The 23,277-nt window shown below is 70.3% G+C and carries 24 protein-coding genes; 10 read left to right on the forward strand and 14 right to left on the reverse strand.

The genetic code is table 11. From position 1 onward, the window contains the following. Positions 1-117 precede the first annotated feature (117 nt). Positions 118-360, forward strand: a complete 243-nt coding sequence (locus tag ABN611_RS33275) for a hypothetical protein (protein ID WP_350276246.1) — start codon at positions 118-120, stop codon at positions 358-360. A gap of 118 nt (positions 361-478) precedes the next feature. Here the strand turns inward: ABN611_RS33275 and ABN611_RS33280 are convergent, their stop codons facing one another. Next, a complete protein-coding gene (locus ABN611_RS33280; protein ID WP_350276247.1) occupies positions 479-1,972 on the reverse strand; it encodes a PLP-dependent aminotransferase family protein in 1,494 nt (497 codons plus the stop codon). Between the two features lie 92 nt (positions 1,973-2,064). On the opposite strand from ABN611_RS33280, the gene ABN611_RS33285 reads away from it, so the two are divergent. Continuing rightward, positions 2,065-2,691, forward strand: coding sequence for a LysE family translocator (locus tag ABN611_RS33285; protein ID WP_350276248.1), 627 nt, complete (start codon positions 2,065-2,067; stop codon positions 2,689-2,691). On the opposite strand, the gene ABN611_RS33290 is transcribed toward ABN611_RS33285, so the two are convergent. Then, the gene (locus ABN611_RS33290; protein ID WP_350276249.1) at positions 2,678-4,651 is read right to left on the reverse strand and encodes a glycogen debranching N-terminal domain-containing protein; all 1,974 of its coding nucleotides are present in this window, start codon (positions 4,649-4,651) and stop codon (positions 2,678-2,680) included. The two genes, ABN611_RS33285 and ABN611_RS33290, sit on opposite strands and share 14 nt — an antisense overlap. Before the next feature lie 55 nt (positions 4,652-4,706). Here ABN611_RS33290 and ABN611_RS33295 point away from each other — a divergent pair, with 55 nt between their 5' ends. The 4 genes from ABN611_RS33295 to ABN611_RS33310 all read left to right on the forward strand — a co-directional run bounded on the left by ABN611_RS33295 (position 4,707) and on the right by ABN611_RS33310 (position 8,070). Next, positions 4,707-5,180 (forward strand): DUF456 domain-containing protein, encoded by a 474-nt coding sequence (locus tag ABN611_RS33295; protein WP_350276250.1) that lies wholly within the window; start codon positions 4,707-4,709, stop codon positions 5,178-5,180. Positions 5,181-5,291: 111 nt separating this feature from the next. Next, positions 5,292-5,807 carry a hypothetical protein gene (locus ABN611_RS33300; protein WP_350276251.1) on the forward strand — a complete coding sequence of 172 codons (516 nt, stop codon included), beginning with the start codon at positions 5,292-5,294 and terminating at the stop codon, positions 5,805-5,807. A 71-nt stretch (positions 5,808-5,878) separates the two neighbouring features. Continuing rightward, positions 5,879-6,580, forward strand: coding sequence for a response regulator transcription factor (locus ABN611_RS33305; RefSeq protein ID WP_350276252.1), 702 nt, complete (start codon positions 5,879-5,881; stop codon positions 6,578-6,580). After that, positions 6,580-8,070 (forward strand): HAMP domain-containing sensor histidine kinase, encoded by a 1,491-nt coding sequence (locus ABN611_RS33310; RefSeq protein WP_350276253.1) that lies wholly within the window; start codon positions 6,580-6,582, stop codon positions 8,068-8,070. Before ABN611_RS33305 ends, ABN611_RS33310 begins: the two co-directional genes overlap by 1 nt. 4 nt (positions 8,071-8,074) lie before the next feature. On the opposite strand, the gene ABN611_RS33315 is transcribed toward ABN611_RS33310, so the two are convergent. Both ABN611_RS33315 and ABN611_RS33320 read right to left on the reverse strand, forming a co-directional pair. Further along, positions 8,075-8,701: a class I SAM-dependent methyltransferase gene (locus ABN611_RS33315; RefSeq protein ID WP_350276254.1), complete on the reverse strand. Its 627-nt coding sequence runs from the start codon at positions 8,699-8,701 to the stop codon at positions 8,075-8,077. A gap of 66 nt (positions 8,702-8,767) precedes the next feature. Next, positions 8,768-10,084, reverse strand: a complete 1,317-nt coding sequence (locus ABN611_RS33320) for an MFS transporter (protein ID WP_350276255.1) — start codon at positions 10,082-10,084, stop codon at positions 8,768-8,770. A 93-nt stretch (positions 10,085-10,177) separates the two neighbouring features. Here ABN611_RS33320 and ABN611_RS33325 point away from each other — a divergent pair, with 93 nt between their 5' ends. Further along, complete coding sequence (locus ABN611_RS33325; RefSeq protein WP_350276256.1) at positions 10,178-10,990, forward strand: phosphotransferase; 813 nt, start codon at positions 10,178-10,180, stop codon at positions 10,988-10,990. Here ABN611_RS33325 and ABN611_RS33330 read toward each other — a convergent pair. The 9 genes from ABN611_RS33330 to ABN611_RS33370 form a co-directional block, all read right to left on the reverse strand. Continuing rightward, positions 10,980-12,035 (reverse strand): Gfo/Idh/MocA family oxidoreductase, encoded by a 1,056-nt coding sequence (locus ABN611_RS33330; protein ID WP_350276257.1) that lies wholly within the window; start codon positions 12,033-12,035, stop codon positions 10,980-10,982. The genes ABN611_RS33325 and ABN611_RS33330 overlap by 11 nt on opposite strands. Position 12,036: 1 nt before the next feature. Continuing rightward, on the reverse strand, positions 12,037-12,882 hold the full coding sequence (locus tag ABN611_RS33335; RefSeq protein ID WP_350276258.1) for a TIM barrel protein: 846 nt from the start codon (positions 12,880-12,882) through the stop codon (positions 12,037-12,039). Next, positions 12,879-14,045 carry an ROK family transcriptional regulator gene (locus ABN611_RS33340; protein ID WP_350276259.1) on the reverse strand — a complete coding sequence of 389 codons (1,167 nt, stop codon included), beginning with the start codon at positions 14,043-14,045 and terminating at the stop codon, positions 12,879-12,881. Before ABN611_RS33340 ends, ABN611_RS33335 begins: the two co-directional genes overlap by 4 nt. 85 nt (positions 14,046-14,130) lie before the next feature. Further along, complete coding sequence (gene yidC, locus ABN611_RS33345; RefSeq protein ID WP_350276260.1) at positions 14,131-14,808, reverse strand: membrane protein insertase YidC; 678 nt, start codon at positions 14,806-14,808, stop codon at positions 14,131-14,133. A gap of 67 nt (positions 14,809-14,875) precedes the next feature. Continuing rightward, positions 14,876-15,136 (reverse strand): DUF6412 domain-containing protein, encoded by a 261-nt coding sequence (locus ABN611_RS33350; RefSeq protein WP_350276261.1) that lies wholly within the window; start codon positions 15,134-15,136, stop codon positions 14,876-14,878. Between the two features lie 4 nt (positions 15,137-15,140). Further along, complete coding sequence (locus ABN611_RS33355) at positions 15,141-16,409, reverse strand: RNA polymerase sigma factor (RefSeq protein WP_350281719.1); 1,269 nt, start codon at positions 16,407-16,409, stop codon at positions 15,141-15,143. Positions 16,410-16,649: 240 nt separating this feature from the next. Next, on the reverse strand, positions 16,650-17,270 hold the full coding sequence (locus ABN611_RS33360; protein WP_350276262.1) for an HhH-GPD-type base excision DNA repair protein: 621 nt from the start codon (positions 17,268-17,270) through the stop codon (positions 16,650-16,652). A gap of 1 nt (position 17,271) precedes the next feature. Then, on the reverse strand, positions 17,272-17,700 hold the full coding sequence (locus ABN611_RS33365; RefSeq protein WP_134100013.1) for a universal stress protein: 429 nt from the start codon (positions 17,698-17,700) through the stop codon (positions 17,272-17,274). Between the two features lie 345 nt (positions 17,701-18,045). Continuing rightward, positions 18,046-19,524, reverse strand: a complete 1,479-nt coding sequence (locus ABN611_RS33370; protein ID WP_350276263.1) for a glutamate--cysteine ligase — start codon at positions 19,522-19,524, stop codon at positions 18,046-18,048. A 160-nt stretch (positions 19,525-19,684) separates the two neighbouring features. Here ABN611_RS33370 and ABN611_RS33375 point away from each other — a divergent pair, with 160 nt between their 5' ends. Both ABN611_RS33375 and ABN611_RS33380 read left to right on the forward strand, forming a co-directional pair. Next, a complete protein-coding gene (locus tag ABN611_RS33375; protein WP_350276264.1) occupies positions 19,685-21,016 on the forward strand; it encodes a DNA polymerase IV in 1,332 nt (443 codons plus the stop codon). Between the two features lie 18 nt (positions 21,017-21,034). Further along, positions 21,035-21,973 carry a tetratricopeptide repeat protein gene (locus ABN611_RS33380; RefSeq protein ID WP_350276265.1) on the forward strand — a complete coding sequence of 313 codons (939 nt, stop codon included), beginning with the start codon at positions 21,035-21,037 and terminating at the stop codon, positions 21,971-21,973. Here the strand turns inward: ABN611_RS33380 and ddaH are convergent. Beyond that, a complete protein-coding gene (gene ddaH / locus ABN611_RS33385) occupies positions 21,942-22,703 on the reverse strand; it encodes a dimethylargininase (RefSeq protein ID WP_350276266.1) in 762 nt (253 codons plus the stop codon). The two genes, ABN611_RS33380 and ddaH, sit on opposite strands and share 32 nt — an antisense overlap. A 52-nt stretch (positions 22,704-22,755) precedes the next feature. On the opposite strand from ddaH, the gene ABN611_RS33390 reads away from it, so the two are divergent. Continuing rightward, entirely contained in the window at positions 22,756-23,274 is a 519-nt protein-coding gene (locus ABN611_RS33390; RefSeq protein ID WP_350276267.1) for a hemerythrin domain-containing protein, read from the forward strand. The last annotated feature ends 3 nt before the right edge of the window (positions 23,275-23,277 follow it).

The following is a 23,277-nucleotide window of genomic DNA, read 5'->3' on the forward strand; positions in this document are numbered from 1 at the left end:
GTCAGCAAACGTCATACCGAGACAGGTGGTTCGTCTCACATACGGACACGTTGTCCCCACCGGGAAGCGATCCGCATGTCAGGATGTTGCTATCTGGTGAGTACGGAACTAGATGAGATGAGGCCTCAAGTGACTACAGCACTCGCCCCGAGTTCGGCCCTGTCGGCCGCGGATCGTTGTGACCGCTGCGGTGCGCAGGCCTACGTCCGTGTCACCCTGACCAGCGGTGGGGAGCTGCTCTTCTGCGCCCACCACAGCCGGGAGCACGCGGAGAAGCTGCGCAACATCGCGATCACGATCCACGACGAGACGGGCCGGCTCGAAGCCACCCCGACCATCGCCGGAGACGACGAGCGGTAACCAGCAGGCTGTCCTAAACGCGCCAACGGCGGCGCCAAAGTCATAGCAGGCTTCGATGGCGGTTCACCCCGACGGGTGACCGCCATCCTGTTGTTCCCACGACTGTTCACACGATTGTTCACACGACAGGTACTCCGGGACCGGGACCGGGACCGTGCCGGCGCAGCTCGTGCCAGGCCCGCGCCAACCGGCTGACCGCGTCGTCGAGCACTTCCTCGGAGTACGCGAACGGCACCCGTAAGTAGTCGTTGTGCGCACCGGACGGATCCATCGCCTGCCCCGCGACCACCTCGACACCGTGCCGCAACGCCACCTGGGCGAACACCCGCGCGTCCGTTCCCGGCAACCGGATCCACAACGCGGACCCACCGACCGGCGTCGACCATTCCCACTCCGGTAGTCGCTGCGTCAGCAACTCCCCCATCAACTTCTTCCGTACCGTCGCCACCCGGGCCCGCGCCGCCGTCAGCTCACCGAGCCGCGGCAGCAGCCGCGCCGTCAGGGCTTGGTCGATGACCGGGCTCCCGAGGTCCGCGAGCGCCTTATGCCTCGCGAGCCGTTCCGCCAACGGCCGCGACGCGCGGATCCACCCGATCCGCAGGCCGCCCCAGACGGCTTTCGACACCGACCCGATCGTCAGCACCTCGGCGTCGTCCGGCGCGTACGCCGCGAGCGGCGGAGGGATCTCCGGCCCCGCCGGATCCCAGGCGGAGTACGCGTTGTCCTCGACCACCACGACCCCACGCCGGGCGGCCAGCTCGGCGACCTGCCGGCGGCGCGCCGCGGACATCAGCCGCCCGGTCGGGTTGTGGAACGTCGGCATCACGAACAGCATCGCCGGCTGATGCTCCGCGCACGCCGCGTCCAGCAGATCCGGCCTGATCCCGGCATCATCCAGCGGTACGCCGACCACGCGCCCGCCGACGGCTCCGAACAGGTCGAAGCATCCCGGCCAGCTCGGCTGCTCGATCGCGACCGCAGCGCCGTTGCGCAGGTACATCTGCGTGACCAGCGCGATCGCCTGATGCGCGCCGGTCGTCACCACGATCTCGTCGGCGGACGTCGGCAGGCCCGACTCCGTGAAGTGCTCGGCGATCCGTTCGCGCAGCACCGGCAGGCCGCGCGGGTGGTACCCGACGTCGCCGAGCAGCGCCGGCAGGTCGGTCGACGCCAGGTCGATCAGCTCCGACGACAGCTCGGGCAGCCCGGGATCCACGGCGTACGTCAGCGAGATGACCTCGCCGGGACCGACCGTGATGCGGTGGAACAGCGATTCGCCGTACCCGGCCGGCATCCGCTTGTCCGCTCGTGAACGGCCGCGGCTCGCGGCGCGGGCAACCGTCGTACCGCTGCCGCGGCGGCTCTCGACCAGGCCGCGGGCGCGGAGTTCGTCGTACGCCGCGACGACCGTCGAGCGGCTGATCGCCAGGGACTCGGCCAGGCGCCGCTCGGCGGGCAGGCGGGCGCCGACCGGGAGCTCGGACGAGCCGATCAGCGCCGCGATCTCGTCGGCCAGCCGCCGGTACAGGCCGCCGGCCCTGGCAGCTGAACCGCTGCCCAGCCGGTGACCGATCAGGTCGGCCAGCACCGCGGGATCTCCAGAACGGTCCACTTCTCCTCGGATTGGCTCGGGTGGACTGCTTCCGACCTCGCCAGGCTAGTACCGACAGGCAGTCCAGTTCGAGGGTTCGAAGGAGCAGGGTGATGGGGATCGGTCAGCTGGCGGGGTTCGCGGGTGCGACGTTGGTGCTGGTCGGGATGCCCGGACCGAACAACCTGTACATCTCGCTCCGCAGCCTCACCCAAGGGCGCCGCGCGGGGATCGTTTCCGCGCTGGCCGTCGAGACCGGAACTCTGGTCTACATCGTCGTGACCGCGCTCGGACTCGCCACCCTCGTGCAGGCCTCCCCGGCGCTGTTCACCGCGATCACCGTGGCCGGCGCGCTCTACCTGGCGTACCTAGGCCTCCGGATGCTCCGTACCCCGGCGGGTCACGTCGACGTCGGTATCCAGGCCGCGTCGCTCGGCCGGGTCTTCCGCGACGGGGTCGTCGTCAACCTGCTCAATCCGAAGGCGGCGCTGTTCTTCCTCGCGTTCCTGCCGCAGTTCACCACCCGCGGCGCCGACCCCGACCAGCTTCGGACCGAGATGGTGCTGCTCGGCGTCGGCACACTGGTGATCGGCCTCGCGCTGGACCTCTGCTACGCGGTCGGTGCCGACGCGATCGGCCGCCGGTTCCGTTCGGTCCGTACGACGAGCCGCGGACGCACGCTGGTGGTCGCCACGATCTACCTCGGGCTCGCCGCCTTCGCCTTGATCAGCGCGCTCTGACCATGGTCGCCTCGCCGTCCTGCAGCCGCACCGACAACGTCTCGTCGCCGACCCGCAGGCCGTCGATCTCGAGCGTCCGCCAGGGCGCCGTGGTCGCGGGGTTGATCGTCAACGTGCCACCGGGCACGTCGGGTTCGATCCCGAGCGCCGCGACCAGCACGGCGACGGCCGACGCCGCGGCCCACGCCTGCGGCCGGCACGAGAGCGGGTACGGCGTCGGCGTGCTCTCCTCGCCCGTCCCGCGGCCGCCGTACAGCTCGGGCAGCCGGTAGCCGAACGCCTCCGCGGCGCGGATCAGTCCCTCGACGTACGACGACGCGACATCCGACTGACCGGTCGCGAACAGGCCCTGGACCGTCACCGCGGTGTCGTGCGGCCAGACGCTGCCGGTGTGGTAGCCGAGCGGGTTGAAGCGGGTCATTGCCGTGGACAACGTTCGTAGGCCGAAGCCGCTGTCGAGATCCGCGCCGGCGAGGACGTCGGCGACCGTCTGCTCCTCGTCCGCGTCGAGCAGTCCGGTGCCGAGCAGGTGGCCCATGTTCGACGCCCGGCCCGCGACCGGGTTCTTCGCGCCGTCGAGCGCGATCGCCGGGTAGCCGTCGATCCAGAACGTCTCCCGGAACCGCTCCTGCAGTGCGGCCGCCCAGGTCCGCCACTCGTCGCCCGGCAGGCCGTGCGCCTCGAGCAGTTCGGCGCCGTGCACCGCGGCGGCGTACGCATAGCCCTGGACCTCGCACAGCGCGATCGGCGCGGTGGCGAGCGTGCCGTCCGGCCACTGCACCGCGTCGACCGAGTCCTTCCAGCCCTGGTTCGCGAGGCCGTGGCCGGACTCGTCGACGTACTCGAGGAAGCCGTCGTCGTCCGGGTCCGCGTACTCCTTCATCCAGGTCAGGGCACGCTCGAGGTTCGGCAGCAGGGCGCGGACCTCGTCGGCCGGCATCCCCCAGCGCCAGGCCTTGTGCAGGGTGCTGATCCAGAGCTGGGTGGCGTCGTGCGTGCCGTAGTACACCGGTGGGAGGACCAGGCCGCCGCCGTGGTCGGCGACCTCGGCGCGCAGCTCGTGCGGGATCTTGCCGGGCTGCTCGGCCGATCCGGGGTCGACCTTCGTGCCCTGCCGGGCGGCCAGCGCCCGCAGGGTGCCGGCGGCGAGCGTGGGGTCGACCGGGATCAGCATGCCGGACGAGATCAGCGAGTCACGGCCGAACAGCGTCAGGTACCAGGGTGGGCCGGCGCCGAGGTAGCGGTCGTCGCCGGCGGCGAGCTGGAGCGCCCGGATGTCGTCGAGCGAGCGGTCGAGCCAACGCTCGACGCGCTTGTCGTCGCAGCGGACCGTCACGTCGTACGGCGTCCGCTCGGCCGGCGGCTCGATCGAGAACTCCGTGGTGGACTTCGGGAAGTCGGCACTGACGTGCAGCGTGAGGGTGAACTCCTCCCCCGGCTCGACGCGGGGCGTCGCGGAGACGCCGGGGTCGGCGGTGACGATCACGCGGGTGTCGTCGCTCTCCCAGCGGGTGCGGCCGGGGCCGTCCGGGAGCGGCGCGAGTTGCGGGAGGCTCGCGGCGGCTCCGCTGCGGACCGCTGCCGTCCCCGCGAGGTCGGTGCCCAGGGCAACGTCCAGGCGGCACTCGATCGCCGAGCGGGAGCGGTTGACCAGCGTGATGCGCTCGGTCAGGCCGTCGGACTCGACCGTCCGCGTCCGGTACAGCATCACGGTCGGGTCGTGCCGGGTGTCACCGAGGCCTTCGACCATCGCGACGTACTGATGGGTGGCCGCGTCCCGCTCGTCCACCTGCACCGGCAGCGGCTCACGGCCGTCGACCGTGACGCTCAACCGGGACAGGATGCGCCGATCGCGGGCGTACACACCCTCCGCGCCGGAGCCGGACAGCTGACCCGATCGCGGCGACAGCACGACCCAAGGGGCGGCGAGGGCAGTTACCAGTTCGTGGAGCTGCGACATGTCGTCCACCCTAAGAGGTCTGATTGTGCGAGAGAGTGGGGGTATGGAGACAGGGGTGACCGTACTCGTCGGGATCGCGATCTTCGTCGGGATCCTCGGCATCGTGGTGCCGATCCTGCCGGGGGCGATCCTGAGCCTGGCGGCGATCCTGGTGTGGGCGATCGTCGAGAGCAGCGCGACCGGGTGGGTGGTGTTCGCGATCGCGGCGGTGCTGATCGGTGCGAGTCAGGTGGTGAAGTACGTCGTACCGGAGCGCCGGCTCCGGGAGGCCGGCGTACCGCGGAAGTCGATGTTCTTCGGCGTCCTGCTCGGCATCGTCGGGTTCTTCGTGATCCCGGTGGTCGGCATGTTCGTCGGCTTCCCCGTCGGCATCTACCTGTCCGAACTGCACCGGCAGCGCACCCACGCGGCCGCCTGGACCTCGACGAAGCACGCCCTCCGCCAGACCGGCGTGTCGATCCTGATCGAGCTCGCCGGCACCTCGCTCGCGGCGGCGGTCTGGCTGATCGCGGTCCTGTTCGTGGTCTGACCGGTTCTTAGCTGATTGCCAGCTTCTTCTCAGCCGCACCGGAGGGTCGTCCAAGCTCCACCCTGCACTGTGGACGACGTAGTACATCCCTGTACGGAAGGCACAACCGGAATGAAGCTCTCACAGAAGCGCTGGCGCCTGCTCGGGACGGCCGCGGCCGTCCTCGCCACCACGACCGCCGGCGGCGTCGCCTGGGCCACGTCCAACGCGGACCCGACACCCTCTCCCTCGGCCTCCCCGTCCAGCCCTTCGCAGGAGCAGAAGCCCGGGCGCGGCTTCGGCGCGCGCGGCGGGTTCGGGCTCGGCGGGGCCTTGCACGGTGAGTACGTCGTACCGAAGGACGGCGGCGGCTACCAGACGGTGGCCATGCAGCGCGGCGAGGTCACCGCGGTCAGCAAGGAGTCGATCACGGTCAAGAGCGAGGACGGCTACAGCCGGACCTACACGCTCACCGAGGACACCCTCGTCAACGCTGCCCGCGACGGGATCGACGACGTGAAGACCGGCAACACCGTGACCGTGACGGCCGTCGTCGCCGACGGCAAGGCGACCGCGTCCTCGGTCAACGACGGGACGGTCCGGGACGCGGCCGGCCAGAAGTGGGGTTTCAAGCACGGCCCACGCTGAGGTCCACGGCTCACAGCTGATTGCCAGGAACCTTCCAGGATCCGCACGGGTACCAGCGGCACACTGTGAGCATGAGTCCGCATCTGCTGGTCGTCGACGACGAGCCGAACATCGTCGAGCTGCTGTCCGCGAGCCTGCGCTTCGCCGGGTACGAGGTCACCACGGCCACGCACGGCGCCGAGGCGCTGCGCAAGGCACGGGACGTGGCGCCCGACCTGGTGGTGCTCGACGTGATGATGCCCGGCCTGGACGGGTTCGAGGTCGTACGTCGCCTGCGCGGTGAGGACCGGCACGTGCCGGTGCTGTTCCTCACCGCCCGCGACGCTGTCGAGGACAAGGTGCTCGGCTTGCAGACGGGCGGCGACGACTACGTGACGAAGCCGTTCAGCCTGGATGAGCTGGTGGCGCGGGTACGCGCGCTGCTGCGCCGGTCCGGGCACCGCGAGCAGAGCACGACGGAGGCCGCCGTACTGCGGTACGCGGACCTGGAGCTCAACGAGGACAGCTACGAGGTGTTCAAGGCCGGGCAGGCGGTGCAGCTGTCGCTGACCGAGTTCAAGCTGCTGCGGTGCCTGCTGGAGAACGCCGAGCGGGTGATGTCGAAGGGCCAGATCCTGTCCGCGGTCTGGAACTACGACTTCGCCGGGGACGCCGGCGTGGTCGAGTCGTACATGTCGTACTTGCGACGCAAGGTGGACACCGGCGACCAGAAGCTGCTGCACACCGTCCGCGGGGTCGGCTACGTCCTGCGCACGCCCCGAGGACCCAACTGATGCCCAGCCACCAGCGCTTCGCCGACAGGTACCCGCTGCGCGTCACCATCGTCGTCGTCCTGCTGACCCTGGTGGCCCTCGCCCTGGCCTCGTCGGGTGTACTGGCGACGACCATCATGCGCGGATACCTGACCGACCGCGTCGACGATCAGTTGCAGCAGGTCGCCGGACCGCTGTCCAAAGCCCCCGACGACCGGCGGCCGCTGCCGCCCGGCAAGGGCCTGCGGCCCCAGCTGCCGAGTCCGATCGTGGTGCAGTTCAACGACCCCGAAGGCTCGAGCGCCCGAGGCCCGGCCTGGTCGCGGATCACCGAGACGGAGCCGCTGCCGAACCTGCCCACGCTGAACCTGATCCAGGTCCGAGCGCTGGAAGGCAAGCCGTTCGAGGTCGACGCGCAGTCCGGCGGAGCGACCTGGCGGGTTCTCGCGTTGCCGCTCGAGGACGGGACCGGTTCGGTCATGGCGGCGCAGAGCCTGCGCGACATGGACCACACGATCACCCGGCTGGTCGGCGTCCAGCTGGCGGCCGGGGCGATCGTGCTCGTTTTGCTCGCCGGGGTCGGGACATACGTCGTACGGCGGAGTTTGCGGGGGCTCGAGGATGTGGAGCATACGGCGGTGGCGATCGCCGGTGGAGATCTGAGCCGGCGGGTGCCGCAGCGGGATCCGCGGACCGAGGTCGGGCGGCTGTCGCTCGCGCTGAACCAGATGCTCGGGCAGATCGAGAACGCTTTCGCGCAGCGGACCGCGTCGGAGTTCGCGGCCCGGCGGAGCGAGGACGCGGCGCGGCGGTCGGAGGAGGCGGCGCGGTTGTCCGAGGACCGGATGCGGCGCTTCGTGGCGGACGCGTCGCACGAGTTGCGGACGCCGTTGACGTCGATCCGCGGGTTCGCGGAACTTGCGCGGCAGCGTGGTGACGGCTCCGACCCGGACACGATGCGGCGGATCGAGCAGGAAGCCAAGCGGATGGGGCTGCTGGTCGACGACCTGCTCCTGCTGGCCCGGCTGGACCAGCAGCGTCCGCTGCGCATGGAGTCCGTCGACCTGCTCCCGATCGCGGCCGACGCCCTGCACAACGCACAGGCCGTGCAGCCGGAGCGGCACATCTCGCTGACGATCCTGCCGGAGTCCGAGGCGCCGGTCGTGTCCGGCGACGAGGCCCGTCTGCGTCAGGTCCTCGGCAACCTGGTCAGCAACGCGCTGCACCACACGCCACCGGACGCACCGATCACCGTCTCGGTCGGCACCCGCGGCTCCGAGGCCGTCCTGGAGGTTCGCGACACCGGCCCGGGCCTGTCGGACGAACAGAAGGCCCGCGTCTTCGAACGCTTCTACCGCGCCGACACCGCCCGGACCCGCACCACCGGCGGCTCCGGCCTCGGCCTGTCCATCGTCGCCGCCCTGGTAGCCGCCCACCGCGGCCGCGTCACCGTCACCGACACCACCCCGCACGGCGCCACCTTCACGGTTTACCTCCCCCTCGGCGCCTAGGGTCTCAGCGGCGGCGCAGCTTCACCGTGCAGTCGCGGCGGTTGATCGGTACGCCGTCACGCATCACCTGGGCGCGATCGTGCACCCGGCTGACCAGCGTCTCCCACTCGCCGTCGGGCAGGGCGAGGCTCTCGATCACCTCGTCCGGCGTCGGGAAGTGGATGTCCGGGTGCGGGTTGTGCTCGCCGGGCGGGAAGCCCATGTGCCCCTCGATCAGCAGTACGCCGCCCGGCGCGACAGCCGCGGCCGCGCTGCGGAGAATGCCCTCGCGCGGCAGCTCGGTCTTGGAGTGCAGGAACTGCACGGACACCAGATCGAACTCTCCGTCCGGGAAGGACCTGCCCAGCTCGTGCTGCTGCCAGTCGATCCGCTCGGCGACCCCGGCGGCCGTAGCGTGCTCGACCGCGCGGCCGAGCGCGACCGTGGAGATGTCGACGGCGGTGACCGTCCAGCCCCGCTGCGCGAGCCAGATCGCGTCGGCGCCTTCGCCGCAGCCGAGGTCGAGCGCCCGGCCCGGCGTCAGGCCGGACACCTCGTCGACGAAGGCGACGTTCGGCTTGCCGCTCCACACCTGCTCGTGCTCGGTGTAGAACGCGTTCCAGTACTCGTCAGGGAGCTGTTCGGTCGTCATGCACCGATGGTCGACGAGGCCGCCGCGATCCGGCAAACATTCTTGCCGAGTCGGCAAACGCTGCAGTCAGCGGTCGCGGACCGGCAGCGGTTCGGCTTTCCCGACCACGAACGCGTAGGTCAGCGCGCCGATCACCGCGACCACGCCGGCGACCGTGAACGACGGGAGGTACGACCCGTCGTAGATGTCGAGCAGCAGGCCGAAGACGTACGGGCTGATGATGCCGGCGATGTTCGACGCGAAGTTCTGGATGCCGCCGATCGAGGCCACGTGCCGCGAGGACGGTGCCACGTCGCCCGGCAGCGACCAGATCCCGGTGGCCGCGATCGCCAGGCTCGCGTACGAGATCGCCAGGAACAGCAGCGCGACGTACACCGACTTCGCCGGCGCCGCGAACACGATCGCCGCACCGCCGAGCAGGCCGCCGACCATCACCGTCTTGCGCACCCGGGTGACGTCGGCACCAGCCCGGATCCGCCGGTCCGCGACGATGCCCGCGATCCAGCCACCGGCGATCGCGGTGATGCCGGGCAGGGTGCCGAGCGTTCCCAGTTGCGCCAGGTCGAGGCCGCGGGCGTCCTTCAGGTACGACGGAAACCAGGTCAGGAAGAAGTAAATGACGAAGTTCAGGCAGAAGAAGCCGAGCATCATGCCGCGGATCGTCCGGTACCGGAACAGGTCCCGCCAGCGCACCTGCGCGGCCGCGTCGGAGTCGTTCTCCTCGATCCGCGCGCCGTGCGCGGCGATGTAGTCGCGCTCCTGCTGGTTCGCGTGCGGGTGCTCCGCGGGGTCGCGGTAGTACCAGTACCAGACCGCGGCGAGCATGATCCCGAGGACGCCGAGGACGACGAACGAGAAGTGCCAGCTCACGAGCGCGATCAGCCCGGTCACGACCGGAAGCGACAGCACCGTCCCGACCCGGGAGCCGGAGTCGATCACCGCGGTCGCGAACGCCCGCTCGTGCTGCGGGAACCACCGGGACGCGGCCTTGGTCGCACTCGGGTACGCCGGCGCCTCGCCCGCGCCGAGCGCGAACCGGAACGCGAACAACGACCAGAACCCACGCGCCAGCGGCGTCAGCGCGGTCACGATGCTCCACCACAACGCGGCGAATGTGAACGCCTTCCGCGCCCCCACCTTGTCGGCGAACCAGCCCGCGGCCAGCATCGCCCCGTCGTACGCCCAGAAGAACGCACCGAGGATCAGGCCCTTCTCGGCGTTGCTCAGGTCCAGGTGCAGGTCGTCCTCGATGAACGGCAGCGCGACGCTCAGATTCGCGCGATCCAGATAATTCAACGAGAGCCCGACGAACGCGAGCCCTAGGATCAGATACCTCGTACGACTCGCTCCGGGCGGGGCCTTCACGGGCGTGCTGGCGGTCACTCAATGCCTCCGATCGACAACGGGCCGTCGCACGCTACCCCTGAACCCCGACTTTGTGCGGACAAATGTTTCACCCAGCGGAATGAGGCTCGAATGATCGACGACGGCGAGGAGATCCCGCTGCTCGGCGGCGACGTGACCGAGGGTCTGGTCCGCGTCGGCGACACGGTACGACGGCCACCTGGCGAGCGCGACGACCTGGTCCGCGACGTGCTGCTGCACCTGGAAAAGGCCGGCTTCGAGGGCGCACCGCGGTACCTCGGCATCGACTCCGCCGGCCGCCACGCACTCACGTACATCGAAGGCGAGGTCGCCGGGCGGCCGCGGCCGGGGTGGATCGCTGACGAGGACCGGATGGTGTCGGTGGCGCGGTTGTTGCGGGCGTACGACGATGCGGTCGAGAGCTTCGGGTTGCCCGCGGAGCTGCCGCCGGTGGTCGAGCCGCCGGGGCTGCCGGAGCTGAACGATCCGCCCGAGCTGGTGGGGCATCAGGACGTGACGCCGGAGAACGTGGTGTTCCGCGACGGGCGCGCGTACGCGCTGATCGACTTCGATCTCGTACGGCCGGTGAGCCGGTGTCGCGAGGTGGTGAATCTGATGTTGTGGTGGGCGCCGTTCGGGGACGACGCCGATCTGGATCCGCAGCTGCGAGGGCTGGACCGATCGCGGCGGTGTCGGTTGTTGGCTGATGCTTACGGGCTGGCCGAGGCTGATCGGCGGAGGTTGGTGGAGTTGGCGGTTGGGCTCAACGAGCGGGCTTGGTACACGATGAAGTACCGCGCCGAGGTGCTCGGCGGCGGGTGGCAGCGGATGTGGAGCGAGGGCGTCGGCGACACGATCCGGCGGCGCCAGCAGTGGCTCGAGGCCAATGCCGACGCCCTCGGCTCCGCGGTGGTCAGCGGGTGATGCGGACCTCTGCGCCGGACTTGGCCGACTCGTAGATCGCGGACAGCATCCGGGCCATCTCGAGGCCCTGTTCCGCGGTTGCGTCGGCCGGGATCTCGCCGCGGCAGATCTGCAGGAAGTGCTCGATCTGGTTCGCGAAGCCGACCCGGAAGTCGAAGCCGAGCGAGTCGATCTGCGGCTGGACGTGCAGCAGCGTGTCGTGCCGCTCGGTGATCATCAGCAGCTCCGGCTCGATCTCCGCGCCGCCCTTGTCGCCGTGGATCCGGACGCTGATCTCGTTCCGGGCGTGCAGCGAGAACGACGTGTCCACGTCGAGGACCGCCCCGTTCTCGAAGCGGATCTGCGCGGTCGCGTAGTCCTCGACCGTGTTCGGCCGCGCCGCCGACGCCGCCTTGTACCGGGTCAGGTTCTGGATGTTGTCCCGCGCACCCAGGTGCGCGAACGTCGCACCGGACGCCGACACCGCCTTCGGCATCCCCATCAGGTACCAGCACAGGTCGATGATGTGGACGCCGAGGTCGATCAGCGGACCGCCGCCGGACAGCTCCACGTCGCCGAACCAGCCGCCGGGGTTCCCCGCCGTCCGCAGCAGCGTCGCCCGCGCCGCGTAGATGTCACCGAACTCGCCGGCGTCCAGGAACCGCTTGGTCACCAGCGCGTTCGGCGCGTACCGCCGTACGTACCCGACCTGCAGCGCCTTCCCGGTCTCCTCGACCGCCTTCACCAGCGCCTCGGCCTCCGGCACCGTCACGGTCATCGGCTTCTCGACCAGGACGTTCTTGCCCGCCCGCAGCGCCGCCTCGGCGATCGGCGAGTGCAGCGTGTTCGGCACGCAGACGCTGACCGCGTCGACGTCCGGGTCGGCGAAGATGTCCTGGACGTCGCCGGTCACCCGCGGTACGCCGAACTGCTCGCCGCGCGCCTTCGCGCGCTCCAGGTCGACGTCGCACACGGCGACCAGTTCGGCCCCGGCGTTCTGCTGGTACGCCTTCAGGTGCTCGACGGCGATCGAGCCGAGCCCGATCACTGCGATCCGCGTCGTCATGTCAGGCCACACTTTCGCTGAGTCGGATGATGTTCGCGAGCGAGCGCTCGATGGCGGGCAGCGGAGACTCCATGCCCTCGAACTCCAGGCTCACCGGTACGTCGGGCTTGGTGGCGGCCAGCGCCAGCAGCCCGGCCACGTCCACGTCGCCGTGGCCCGTGACCGTCCCGAGCAGGTAGTCGCCGGCCAGCGTCTTCAGCCAGCCGTCGCCTGCCGAGCGGCGGATGTGGAAGTCCTTCACGCCGATCGAGGCCGCGATGTCGATCAGCCCGGCGGCGGTCTTGCCGGGCACCTCGCCGACGCACAGCCCGTTGCCGAGGTCGAGCGTGACCCGGAAGTTCGGGCGGTCCACGGCGTACACGAGGCGGGCCAGCCGCTCGCTGCCGTTCATGAAGAACCCGTGGTTCTCGATCGTCGACACGATGCCCAGCCCGGCGGCGTGGTCGGCGACCGCCCGGCAGCCCTCGACGACCTTCTCGAACGTCGACTCGAACTCGCCCGGGTCCTGCTCCCGCCACGCCCACGGCGCGACGTCGTGCCGGAAGATCCGGGCGCCGAACTTGTGCGCGACGTCCAGCTGCCGGCGCAGCCGGTCGATCTCGGCGGTGTCCGCGGTCCGCAGGTCGCCGCTGACCAGGTAGTTCACGATCGGTACGCCGATGTTCTCGGAGTGCTTGGCGGTGTCCCGGACGACGTCCTCGTGCTCGAGGAAGTACTCGCCGTCCATCGCGGCGATCTCGATGTGGCCCGCGGACGAGGCCGCGACCCAGTCCAGGACGCCGATCAGGTCCATCTCGCCGCGCGTGATCAGATCACGGAAGCAGTACGAACTGACTCCTAGCTTCACTTGCTGGTCCTCTCAACAATGTCTGGGTCAGGGGTGGTGATGTGGCTCCACGGACTCGGGTAGTCGTGGACCCCGTAGATGTCCGAGCTGAACCGGTCGAACGCGTTGCCGACCGCCCCGAGCACCACGGCCTCGCGCCCCAGGGCGGACGCGACGAACGGTGGGCGCTCGGGGAAGACCAATTCGTTCTCGACCGCGGCGGCCAGCGGGCGCAGCAGCGCGTCGCTGTCCTCGACCGGTCCGCCCCGGACGACCACGATCTCGGGATCGACGACCAGCAGCACGGTCGCGATCCGGCCGGCGATCTGCGCGCAGAAGTCCTCGAGCTCGGCCTGCGCGTCGGCGTCGCCGGCTGCCGCCGCGGCCAGTACTTCGGCGCCGGTCGGCCGCACGGACCACACGAGCTGACCGCGCTGGGCGTTGCGCGTCCAGCGCATGCCGCGCTGCGCGCCGAGCTCGCCGGCTAGCCGGTGCCGCCCTTGCCGGATGACGCCGTTGAGCACGATCGAGACCGACAACCGGTGGCCGATCTGCAGGTAGACGACATCGGAGTACCCACGGCCGGCGCCGCCGCGCTGCTCCGCGAGCGCGGCCAGCTTGATGTCGTTGTCCACGACGACCGGCTGATCGAGCTCCTTCGCCAGCAGCTCCCCGACCGGCAGGCCGACCAGGTCCGGCATCGCGAGGCTGGCGCGCAACCGGCCGTCCGCCTCGACGACGCCCGGCAGGCCGACACCGACCGCGCGCAGGCCACTCAGGTCGAGCGAGCCGGCGGCCGCATCGAGCGCGCGTGCGACCAGTGACAGGTCGGCGGCGCCGTCCGGGCGCAACTCGGCGTACCCGACCCGGCGGCCGGACAGGTCGCAGATGATCGCGCGGGCTCCGCGCGGACCGAGGTCCACGCCGGCGACCAGCCCGGCCTCGCGGGCGAACCGGAAGGCGCGCGCCGGGCGGCCGGGGCCGGCGGTCGCCGGGCTGGTGGCCTCGACCAGCCCGGCGTCCAGCAGGTCGTCGAGCACGGCGTGCACGGTGGGCCGGGACAGGCCGGTGCCCTCGCTGAGCATGCCGACCGTACGTGCCTCGCCGGCCTCGGCGAGGAAACGCAGGCAGGCGACCTGGTTGGCGGATCGCTCCGCCTGTGCCGCTCCGCGCGCAGTCTCCATCGACCTCAACCCATTAAGGAACCGGCTTTAATAAAGACGCTAGCAGAATGGTCCACCGGTCGGCAATGGCTGTTGCCGAAAGCAATCAGCGCTGCAGGATCGTGCGCTCGACGACGGTCCAGGCGGTCGTGGTCAACAGGTACAGACCGGCCGCCAGCGGCACGAAGGCGGCCGTCAGCAGCGTCCCGAACGGCAGTAGCTGCGCGAACCGCCGGGACAGTCCCGACGCCGACGAATCCAGCTGCCGAAACTGCAGCCGCGCCGAGAACCAGGCGACCACAGCGAGCAACACCGCGATCACAAGGTACGCCGGAGTGCCGGTGAGGATCGGCCAGTGCGAACCGAGGGGCGCACCGAGCAGGCTGCCGCTGATCAACTGGTTCGACTCCCCCGCAACCATCGCGCGCGAGAACAGCGTGTACATCAGCCAGAAGAACGGCAGCTGCGCCAGCGTCGGCAGGAACCCGGCGAACAGCGACGTACCGGACTTGTCCTGCAGCTTCGCGATCTCACGCTGCAGCCGCTCCGGCTGGTCGCGGTGCTTCTCGGTGAGCTGCTTCAACTGCGGCATCAACTCCGCGCGAGCCGTCAGCCCGCGATGCGCCCGCACACTCAGCGGGACGAGGAGCAGTCGTACGACGAGGGTGCAGACGACGATCGCGACGACGGCGGCGTACGCGCCGGTCAGCGGTTCGAGCGCGGCGACGAGGGACGTGAGCAAGTGATAGGCACCGGCGACCGGTGCCTCCAGGAAAGAAGGCACAGCGAAACTCCACGGGTGAGTCGGAACAGGTAGACGTCTGCACCGACCACAGGCGGTCGGTGCGGGGCTACCGTCCCGGTGCTCGTGGGCGCGGCCGGCCGGCCGCGTCGGGATCGCGGAGTGCGAGATAGGCGGTACGGCGGGCGTTGGCCCGGGCGGCGCTGGAACGCGCCGGCACCGGCGAGGCCACCGGGTTGCGCGCCGCCGACCGGGCGGTGACGGCCAGCGCGAACAGCAAGGCCGCCGCGGTGAGCACGGCGGCGGCCAGTGAAGCCGTGTCGAACGCAGGGATCATCGAGGACAGCGCCCCGGCGATCCACTGCGTCATGCGATCAGTCCAGGTAGTCGCGGAGCACCTGCGACCGCGAGGGGTGCCGGAGCTTCGACATCGTCTTGGACTCGATCTGGCGGATCCGCTCGCGGGTCACGCCGTACACCTTGCCGATCTCGTCGAGGGTCTTCGGCTGGCCGTCGGTGAGACCGAAGCGCATCGAGACCACGCCGGCCTCGCGCTCGGACAGCGTGTCGAGGACCGCGTGCAGCTGCTCCTGGAGCAGCGTGAACGAGACCGCCTCGGCCGGCACGATCGCCTCGGAGTCCTCGATCAGGTCGCCGAACTCGGAGTCGCCGTCCTCACCGAGCGGGGTGTGCAGCGAGATCGGCTCGCGGCCGTACTTCTGCACCTCGATGACCTTCTCCGGGGTCATGTCGAGCTCCTTGGCGAGCTCCTCCGGAGTGGGCTCCCGGCCGAGGTCCTGCAGCATCTGCCGCTGGACGCGGGCCAGCTTGTTGATGACCTCGACCATGTGCACCGGGATCCGGATGGTCCGGGCCTGGTCGGCCATCGCCCGGGTGATCGCCTGCCGGATCCACCAGGTGGCGTACGTCGAGAACTTGTAGCCCTTGGTGTAGTCGAACTTCTCCACCGCGCGGATCAGACCGAGGTTGCCCTCCTGGATCAGGTCCAGGAACAGCATGCCGCGGCCGGTGTAGCGCTTGGCCAACGACACCACCAGGCGCAGGTTGGCCTCGAGCAGATGGTTCTTGGCGCGGCGGCCGTCCTCGGAGATCCAGTCGTACTCGTCGCGGACCTTGTCCTTGAGCTTGGCGGCCTCGTCGGCGAGCTGCTCCTCCGCGAACAGCCCGGCCTCGATCCGCTTCGCGAGCTCGACCTCCTGCTCGGCGTTCAGCAGCGGGACCTTGCCGATCTGCTTCAGGTAGTCCTTGACCGGGTCCGCGGTGGCGCCGGCCACCATGACCTGCTGCTCCGGCTCGTCGGTCTCGTCGGCCTCGGAGACCACGAAGCCCTCGTCCTCGGTGAGCTCCTTCTCCAGCCCCTGGACCTCACCCGGCTTGAAGTCGGCCTCGTCGACCTCGTCGAGAGCGCGCGGCTTCCCGGTCTTCGGGTCGATCGACAGGCCCGCCTCGGACACTGCCTTCTTTGCCGGAGCCTTCTTGGCAGCGGCCTTCTTCGCGGGGATACCGTCCTCCTTGGTGCCGGCGGCCTTCACCGCCGCCTTCTTCACAGCCGCCTTCTTGGCGGCGGGGTCGGTCACACGGGCGCTGGTCCTGGGGGCCGCGCTCCGGGCGGTGGCGGCCATGGCCCGGGCCGGCTCGGCGGGAAGGTTCTCGGACGAGCTGGACGACACGAATTACCTCTCGTCTGACGCAGGGTTTGTACGGCGGTACGACGTTGTGTTGCTGAGTCTTGGGGTACTGCGGTTCGCGGCTGCTCGCTGGTCAGGCGGCGGCAACAGTCCATTGTAATCCGGGAACCAAGCTCAGGCGTCGCACGACCCCCCGGAGAGCACTTTTCCGGGGGGTCGTCGAGAGCTTCCGCGTCACCCGTTCCGGGTCTGCCGCAGCGGGCGCGCGACCACCGGCCTGCGGACCAGCTGCTGCTCCTGCTTGAACTGCCGGACCTTGACCAGCGAGGCCACGTCGATCACGTCCGCGACGGACTTGTAGGCGCCGTCCTCGCCGTACGGCTCGGACGCCTCCCGCCAGCCGCGCGGCCGGACCTTCAGCTGCTTGCCGAGCAGCGCGACGAAGATCTTCGCCTTCTGCGCGCCGAACCCCGGCAGGGCGGACAGCCTGGCCAGCAGGTCGTCCCCGGACTTCACATCGGACCAGAGTCCCGACGCGTTACCGCCGTACTGCTCGTCCAGGTGCTTGGCCAGGGTCTGGATCCGGGCGGCCATCGCGGTCGGGAACCGATGCACGGCGGGCGGGCCGGCCACCACCTCGACGAACGCGTCCGGGTCGTAGTGCGCGACCGTGGCCGGATCGAACGGACCGCTCATCCGTTTCGCGATCGCGACCGGGCCGGCGAACGCCCGCTCCATCGGGATCTGCTGGTCGAGCAACATGCCGACCAGCAGGGCGAACGGATCTCTGCTCAGCATCTCGTCGGCGTCGGGCTGTTGCGCCAGGCACAGCTTCCTGCTGCGTGTCGAAGTCACCTCAGTCCTCCTCCCCATCAGACAACTCAGGCTCGGCCTTCACGGCCAGCACCGGACACGGAGCATCGAGCAGTACCCGCTGCGCGTTGCTGCCCAGGATGAGCTTGCCGACCGGTGACCGGCGCCGCAGCCCGATCACGATGAACTCCGCGTGCACCTGCTCGGCGACGGCCACCAGGTCCTCCGCCGGGTCCAGGCCACGCACCAGCTGCCGCACCTCGTACGGCACGCCGGTCGAGTCGAGCTGCTCCCGTACCTCCGTCAGCGCGGCGTCACTCGCCGCGGCCTCGTCGCTGTCGAAGCCACGCCCACCCCGATGCGAGTTCACCACCACCAGCTTGGCGTCCCGCAGCGTCGCCTCCTCCGCTGCTCGCCGAAGGGCCGCACGGCCTTCCGCCTTCGGCACATAACCCACGACGATGGTCGTCATCGCCCTGCCTCACCTCCGGGTGTGTGTCGACCCGTCTCGAACGATACTGCTCCCGACCTCGGTCGGCATCCGCTGCATTTGCACCTGTTGTGTCGCACCGGTGACGGAGGGCTGCCGGTGCCCGACTACTACCCGCGGCGGGCCTGCCTAACCTTCCGGTGGCCACACCTTTGCAGGGCTGTCACCGAATGCGCCACCCCTGTAGTCCGGGTCGTTATCGAACTCGTCCGGGAAGCCGCCGGCCGGGCGGGCCGGCCGTTGCCCTGGGCAAGAGCGCCCGGGTTCCGCCGGAGGGACCGGGGTTCCGGCACGCGCTGTCTCACGTTGTCGGGGACGCGAACCGGTTCAGTCGATCGGCCACTCGTGCACGGGCGTGTTGTCGTGCATGTGGTCGCGGTACCGGCGTAGCATCCCGCGCAGCGCATCCCGGCGACCGTGCGAACCCTTTGTATACAGACGATGGAACTCGTCGGCCTGCCAGGAGGCGCCGTTACGGTTCGTGAGGCAGCGCTGTTCGACGATCCCGAGCAGCCGGTCGCGTACAGCGACGTCGACACCCCAGGCGTCCAGGCCGCGAACCGCCAACGGCAGCAGGCGTCTGAGCACCAGCTCGGTCGCGCGCGCCGTCCCGACCCCGGGCCAGAACACCTCGGCGTCGATGCCGTGCCGGGCCGCGGTGTGGAAGTTCTCCTCGGCGGCGCTGAACGACATCTGCGACCAGATCGGCCGCTCGTCGTCGGCGAGCGCGCGCACCAGCCCGAAGTAGAAGGCGCCGTTGGCGATCGTGTCGACGACGGTCGGGCCGGCCGGCAACACGCGATTCTCCACCCGCAGGTGCGGCTTGTCCCGGACAACGTCGTACACCGGGCGGTTCCAGCGATAGATCGTCCCGTTGTGCAGCCGCAACTCCGAAAGCGCCGGGGTGTCGCCGCGGTCCAGGACGGCGATCGGGTCCTCGTCGGAGGTGACCGGCAGCAGCGCCGGGTAGTAGCGCGCGTTCTCCTCGAAGAGGTCGAAGATCGAGGTGATCCAGCGTTCGCCGAACCACACGCGCGGCCGGACGCCCTGGGTCTTCAGCTCGTGGGTGCGGGTGTCGGCGGCCTGCTCGAACAACGCGATCCGGGTCTCCCGGAGCAGTTCCTTGCCGAACAGGAACGGCGAGTTCGCGCCGACCGCGAGCTGCACGCCGGAGATCGCCTGGGCCGCGTTCCAGTACCGCGGGAACGCCTCCGGAGTGACCTGCAGATGGAACTGCGTCGAGGTGCACGCCGCCTCGGGCAGGATCGTGTCGCAGGTGATGTGCAGGCGCTCGACGCCGTCGATGGAGATCTGCACGTCCTCGCCGCGGGCAGCGAAGATCTGGTCGTTGAGCAGTGCGTACCGCGGGTTGTTGCTGAGCGTCTCGCGGTGGATGTGCTCGGTCAGCAGCGTGGGCAGGATCCCGACCACGACCATCGACGAGCCGGTCCGGGCCGCCTTCTCCTCGGCCGCGTTCAGGCTGTCCCGGATGTTCGACTCCATCGTGTCCAGGCCGAGGCCGTCGATCTGCCCGGGCGGCACGTTGATCTCGATGTTGAACTGGCCCAGCTCGGTCTGGAACGCGTCGTCCTCGATCGCGCTCAGCACCTCGGCGTTCTTCATCGCCGGGTCGCAGCGCTCGTCGACCAGGTTCAGCTCGATCTCGATCCCGGTCATCGGCCGCTCGGGGGCGAACCTGTGCTCGCGCAGCATCCGCGCGAAGGCGTCCAGATTGCGATGGACCTGGCCGCGAAACGCGGTCCGGTCCGCCCGGGTGAACTCGACCCGGTCGACTTCCTCACCCATCAGCGCGCCTCCCTGCGTGGCTCCTTCGCTCAGTGTGCCCGATGGTGCCCCGCGGCGCGCTGTTCATTCGCGTCGCGGATCCGGATTGCCGACGGCAACCAAGGCCGCGCCGGCGGACCGCCCGCGCCGGACTGTCGGTGGCGGCAGGGACACTGGTCAGGTGCGTGCGGATCCTTCGGTGCTGCATGTCGACCTGGACGCGTTCTTCGCGGCCGTCGAGCAGCGGGACAAGCCGTCGCTGCGGGGCAAGCCCGTGGTGGTCGGCGGGATCGGCGTGCGCGGCGTCGTGTCCACCGCGTCGTACGAGGCACGCCGGTACGGCGTCCGCTCGGCGATGTCGACCGCCGAGGCGCGCTCGCGCTGCCCGCACGCGGCGTACCTGAGTCCCCGCTTCGAGGTGTACCGGCAGAGCAGCCAGGCGGTGATGGCCGAGATGCGGGCGCTGTCGCCGCTGGTCGAGCCGCTGTCGCTGGACGAGGCCTTCATCGACCTGGCCGCGAGCGGCCTGAGCGGGCTGACGGTCGAGGACGTCGAGGCGATCGCCGAGGACCTGAAGGCGGCGATCCGGAAGGTGACCGGCGGCCTGACCGCGTCGGTCGGTGCGGGGACGTCGAAGCTGATCGCGAAGATCGCCAGCGATCTCGACAAGCCCGACGGCGTGGTCGTCGTACCGGCCGGGACCGAGGCGGAGTTCCTCGCGCCGATGCAGGTGACCGTGATCCCGGGTGTCGGGCCGGCGACCGCGCAGCGGCTGAGCATGGCCGGTGTCCGGACGGTCGCGGACCTGCAGCAGCTCGACGAGGACGAGCTGATCCGGCAGGTCGGCTCGGCGCACGGTACCAGCCTGCACCGGCTCGCGATCGCCGCCGACGACCGGCCGGTGGTGAGCGACCGGGAGACGAAGTCGGTCAGTGTCGAGGACACGTTCGAGACCGACATCATCGACCGTGCGCTGCTGGCGGCGATCAGCGACCGGATGGCGCACCGGGTGGCCGAGCGGCTGCGGAAGGCGCAGCTGTCCGGTCGGACGGTCACGGTGAAGACGCGGATGCACGACTTCACCACGCACACCCGCTCGTCGACACTCGCCGGTCCGACCGACGACGCCCGCGTGATCGCCCGCGTCGCACGCCGGCTGCTCGAGGAGAGCGACATCGGCGGCGGCATCCGGTTGCTCGGCGTAGGCGTCTCGTCACTGGCCGACTGGATCCAGGACGACCTGTTCACCGAGGACGAGCACGCGGCGAACCCGGTCGAGGTGGTCGAGCTGCCGTCCCGCCCGCGCGACCGCGTCGGCTTCCACCCGGGCCAGGACGTCGTCCATCCCGACCACGGCCGCGGCTGGGTCTGGGGCTCGGGCCGCGGCCGGGTCACGGTCCGCTTCGAGACCGCCGAGACCCCACCGGGCCCGGTCCGCACGTTCAGCGTCGACGACCCGGCCCTGACCAAGGTGCAGCACACCACCGGCGCGGATCCTGACGAAGAACCCTGAACCCATCACAATGCTCGGATGAGCGACGAGCGGCGGGGCGTCTACCCGTTCTGCGGGCCGTGTACGGCGGGGTCGGAGGCATGGCGCGCTGCCGAGGTAGCCGGGCCGATGGGGCGCCGGTTCTACGGGCACCGGGACGTCTGCGAGGACTGCGGCTCCTCGGTGCGGACGCTCTACGACACCGTGCTGTGGGTGCCGGTGTCGAAGGTCGGCACGTTCCGGATCATCCGGACCGGCGGGCGCTCGTACGTCGGCCGCCGGGTGCTCGACGCGCCGGCGCAGACCGTCGTACGGCGGGAACCGGTGTCGGCGATCGCGGCGCATCCGGAGCTCGACCGCGCGCCGGACTACCAGCAGGCCGAGCTGTACCGGGACGCGAACGAGCCCGGGCAGGCGTTGCCGTTCTACCAGACCGCGCTGGCCGAGCGGGAGAAGGTGCTCGCGGCCGACGACCCGGCGACGTTGCGGGTCCGGTTGCGGGTGGCCCAGGGATTGCTGGCGACCGCGAACTACGGCCGGGCGATCGCCTGGTTCGAGTTGGTCACGCCGCAACTCGTCGCGGTGTTCGGTCCGCACCACGAGCTGACGCGGACGGCGACGGAGGCGACGACCGGCGCACGACTGATGGTCGGCGGCCCACGCTCCGAGGCGCAGCTGCTGGCGGACGTGGTCGCCGCGGACACCGAGATCCTCGCGCCCGGCGATCCACAACTGCTGCGCGACCGGGCAGCTCTCGGGAAGGCGCTGCTGGCCTGCGGCGACATCGCGGAGGCAGTGGAGACGTTGAGCCAGGTGGTTCGGGACGCGCCGTCAGCTCATCCGGACACCACGGTGTATCGCGCGGCACTGGTGGAGGCGTGCGAGGTCGCCGAGGCGCGCGGGAAGAAGCGCGACGGGCAACTCGTCGATGCGGCGCGGCAGTTGCTCAACCGCGCAGGCGGACCGACAGGCACGTGACACAGCCCTCGAGCTTCTCGAACTCACTGATGTCCACCACGACAGGCGTGTAGCCGAGCCCCTCGAACAACTCCGCCGACTTCGGCGCGGACGCGGCCATCAGCAGCCGGTCCTCCCCCAGCAGTACGACGTGCGCGCCGGCTTCCTCGGGCACCGCCTTGAAGCGCTCGAAAGCGGTGACGTCGTCGACGAGCGGCTCGTACCCGACCACCGTTCCGTCGGGCAGCGCGGTGACAGCCGACTTGAGATGCAGCACCTTCCGCACCGGGACCGACCGGACCTCGGCCCCGAGCGGCGTGAGCGCCGCCCGCAGCTGCTCGATTCCGGCCGCGTTCGTCCGGCCGCCCTCGCCGACGTAGACGGTCGCGCCGATCTTCAGTACGTCGCCGCCGTCCAGCGTCCCCGGCTCGGTGATCGGGACGACGCGATACCCCTGCGCCGCCACGGTTTCCGCGGCCGCCGCAGCCTCCGCCCGGCGTTCGGTCGCGCCGGCGCGCGCGATCACCGCCACGTCGCCGTACACCACCATCGTGTCCTCGACGAACACGCTGTCCGGGCAGTCGTCGATCGGCGGCACCTCGACAGTGGACCATCCTGTGCCGTGCAGCGCGTCGACGTACCGCTGCCACTGGCCGCGCGCCAGGTCGACGTCGACCGGCGTCCGCTCGAGGTGCGTGACGAGGCCTTCGGCGAGGCGCGGGCTCGGGCGGCGGATCAGCGCGGTCGGCATGACCGCAGCGTATCCGGGTACTGGCGGGTTCCCCGAGAGAGGAGAGCACGCGATGCCGAAGATCCTGCCGGCCGAGGGCGGCGATGTGGTCGAGGTCATTCTCGCCGACCACCGGTGGTTCGAGGAGGCGCTGCGCGAGCTGCGCGACGTCCGCAGCGACCGGTCCGCCGTCCTCGCCGACCTGGCCACGGTGCTGATCGCGCACGCGGAGGCGGAGGAGTCGAAGGTCTATCCCTCCTTGCGCCGCAAGGACGCGATCGACGCCGAGGAGGTCGAGCACTCCGAGCACGAGCACGCCGAGGGCAACGAGGCACTGCTCGCGCTGATGGAGGTCGAGGACACCGGCAGCGAGGAGTTCAGCGAAAAGCTGCACGAGTTGTCCGAGGCGCTCACGCATCACCTCGACGAGGAGGAGCGCGACGTGCTGAACCCGGCCCGTACGGAGGTTCCGGCCGACGTACGGCGGGAGCTAGGCGACACGTTCGCCCGGGAGCGTGCCCGGCTGATCGACTCCGGCTGCGGCGACATCGCGAACGTCCGGAAGGTCGTCGAGGCCGAGCAGCAGAAGTAGGCT

It is taken from the genome of Kribbella sp. HUAS MG21 (assembly GCF_040254265.1).
GTDB lineage: Bacteria > Actinomycetota > Actinomycetes > Propionibacteriales > Kribbellaceae > Kribbella.

Coding starts and splice junctions, on each gene's coding strand:
- ABN611_RS33275 (WP_350276246.1), top strand. CDS start 118: ATGAGGCCTCAAGTGACTACAGCACTCGCCCCGAGTTCGGCCCTGTCG.
- ABN611_RS33285 (WP_350276248.1), top strand. CDS start 2,065: ATGGGGATCGGTCAGCTGGCGGGGTTCGCGGGTGCGACGTTGGTGCTG.
- ABN611_RS33290 (WP_350276249.1), bottom strand. CDS start 4,651: ATGTCGCAGCTCCACGAACTGGTAACTGCCCTCGCCGCCCCTTGGGTC.
- ABN611_RS33300 (WP_350276251.1), top strand. CDS start 5,292: ATGAAGCTCTCACAGAAGCGCTGGCGCCTGCTCGGGACGGCCGCGGCC.
- ABN611_RS33305 (WP_350276252.1), top strand. CDS start 5,879: ATGAGTCCGCATCTGCTGGTCGTCGACGACGAGCCGAACATCGTCGAG.
- ABN611_RS33310 (WP_350276253.1), top strand. CDS start 6,580: ATGCCCAGCCACCAGCGCTTCGCCGACAGGTACCCGCTGCGCGTCACC.
- ABN611_RS33315 (WP_350276254.1), bottom strand. CDS start 8,701: ATGACGACCGAACAGCTCCCTGACGAGTACTGGAACGCGTTCTACACC.
- ABN611_RS33325 (WP_350276256.1), top strand. CDS start 10,178: ATGATCGACGACGGCGAGGAGATCCCGCTGCTCGGCGGCGACGTGACC.
- ABN611_RS33330 (WP_350276257.1), bottom strand. CDS start 12,035: ATGACGACGCGGATCGCAGTGATCGGGCTCGGCTCGATCGCCGTCGAG.
- ABN611_RS33340 (WP_350276259.1), bottom strand. CDS start 14,045: ATGGAGACTGCGCGCGGAGCGGCACAGGCGGAGCGATCCGCCAACCAG.
- ABN611_RS33350 (WP_350276261.1), bottom strand. CDS start 15,136: ATGACGCAGTGGATCGCCGGGGCGCTGTCCTCGATGATCCCTGCGTTC.
- ABN611_RS33355 (WP_350281719.1), bottom strand. CDS start 16,409: ATGGCCGCCACCGCCCGGAGCGCGGCCCCCAGGACCAGCGCCCGTGTG.
- ABN611_RS33365 (WP_134100013.1), bottom strand. CDS start 17,700: ATGACGACCATCGTCGTGGGTTATGTGCCGAAGGCGGAAGGCCGTGCG.
- ABN611_RS33370 (WP_350276263.1), bottom strand. CDS start 19,524: ATGGGTGAGGAAGTCGACCGGGTCGAGTTCACCCGGGCGGACCGGACC.
- ABN611_RS33380 (WP_350276265.1), top strand. CDS start 21,035: ATGAGCGACGAGCGGCGGGGCGTCTACCCGTTCTGCGGGCCGTGTACG.
- ddaH (WP_350276266.1), bottom strand. CDS start 22,703: ATGCCGACCGCGCTGATCCGCCGCCCGAGCCCGCGCCTCGCCGAAGGC.
- ABN611_RS33390 (WP_350276267.1), top strand. CDS start 22,756: ATGCCGAAGATCCTGCCGGCCGAGGGCGGCGATGTGGTCGAGGTCATT.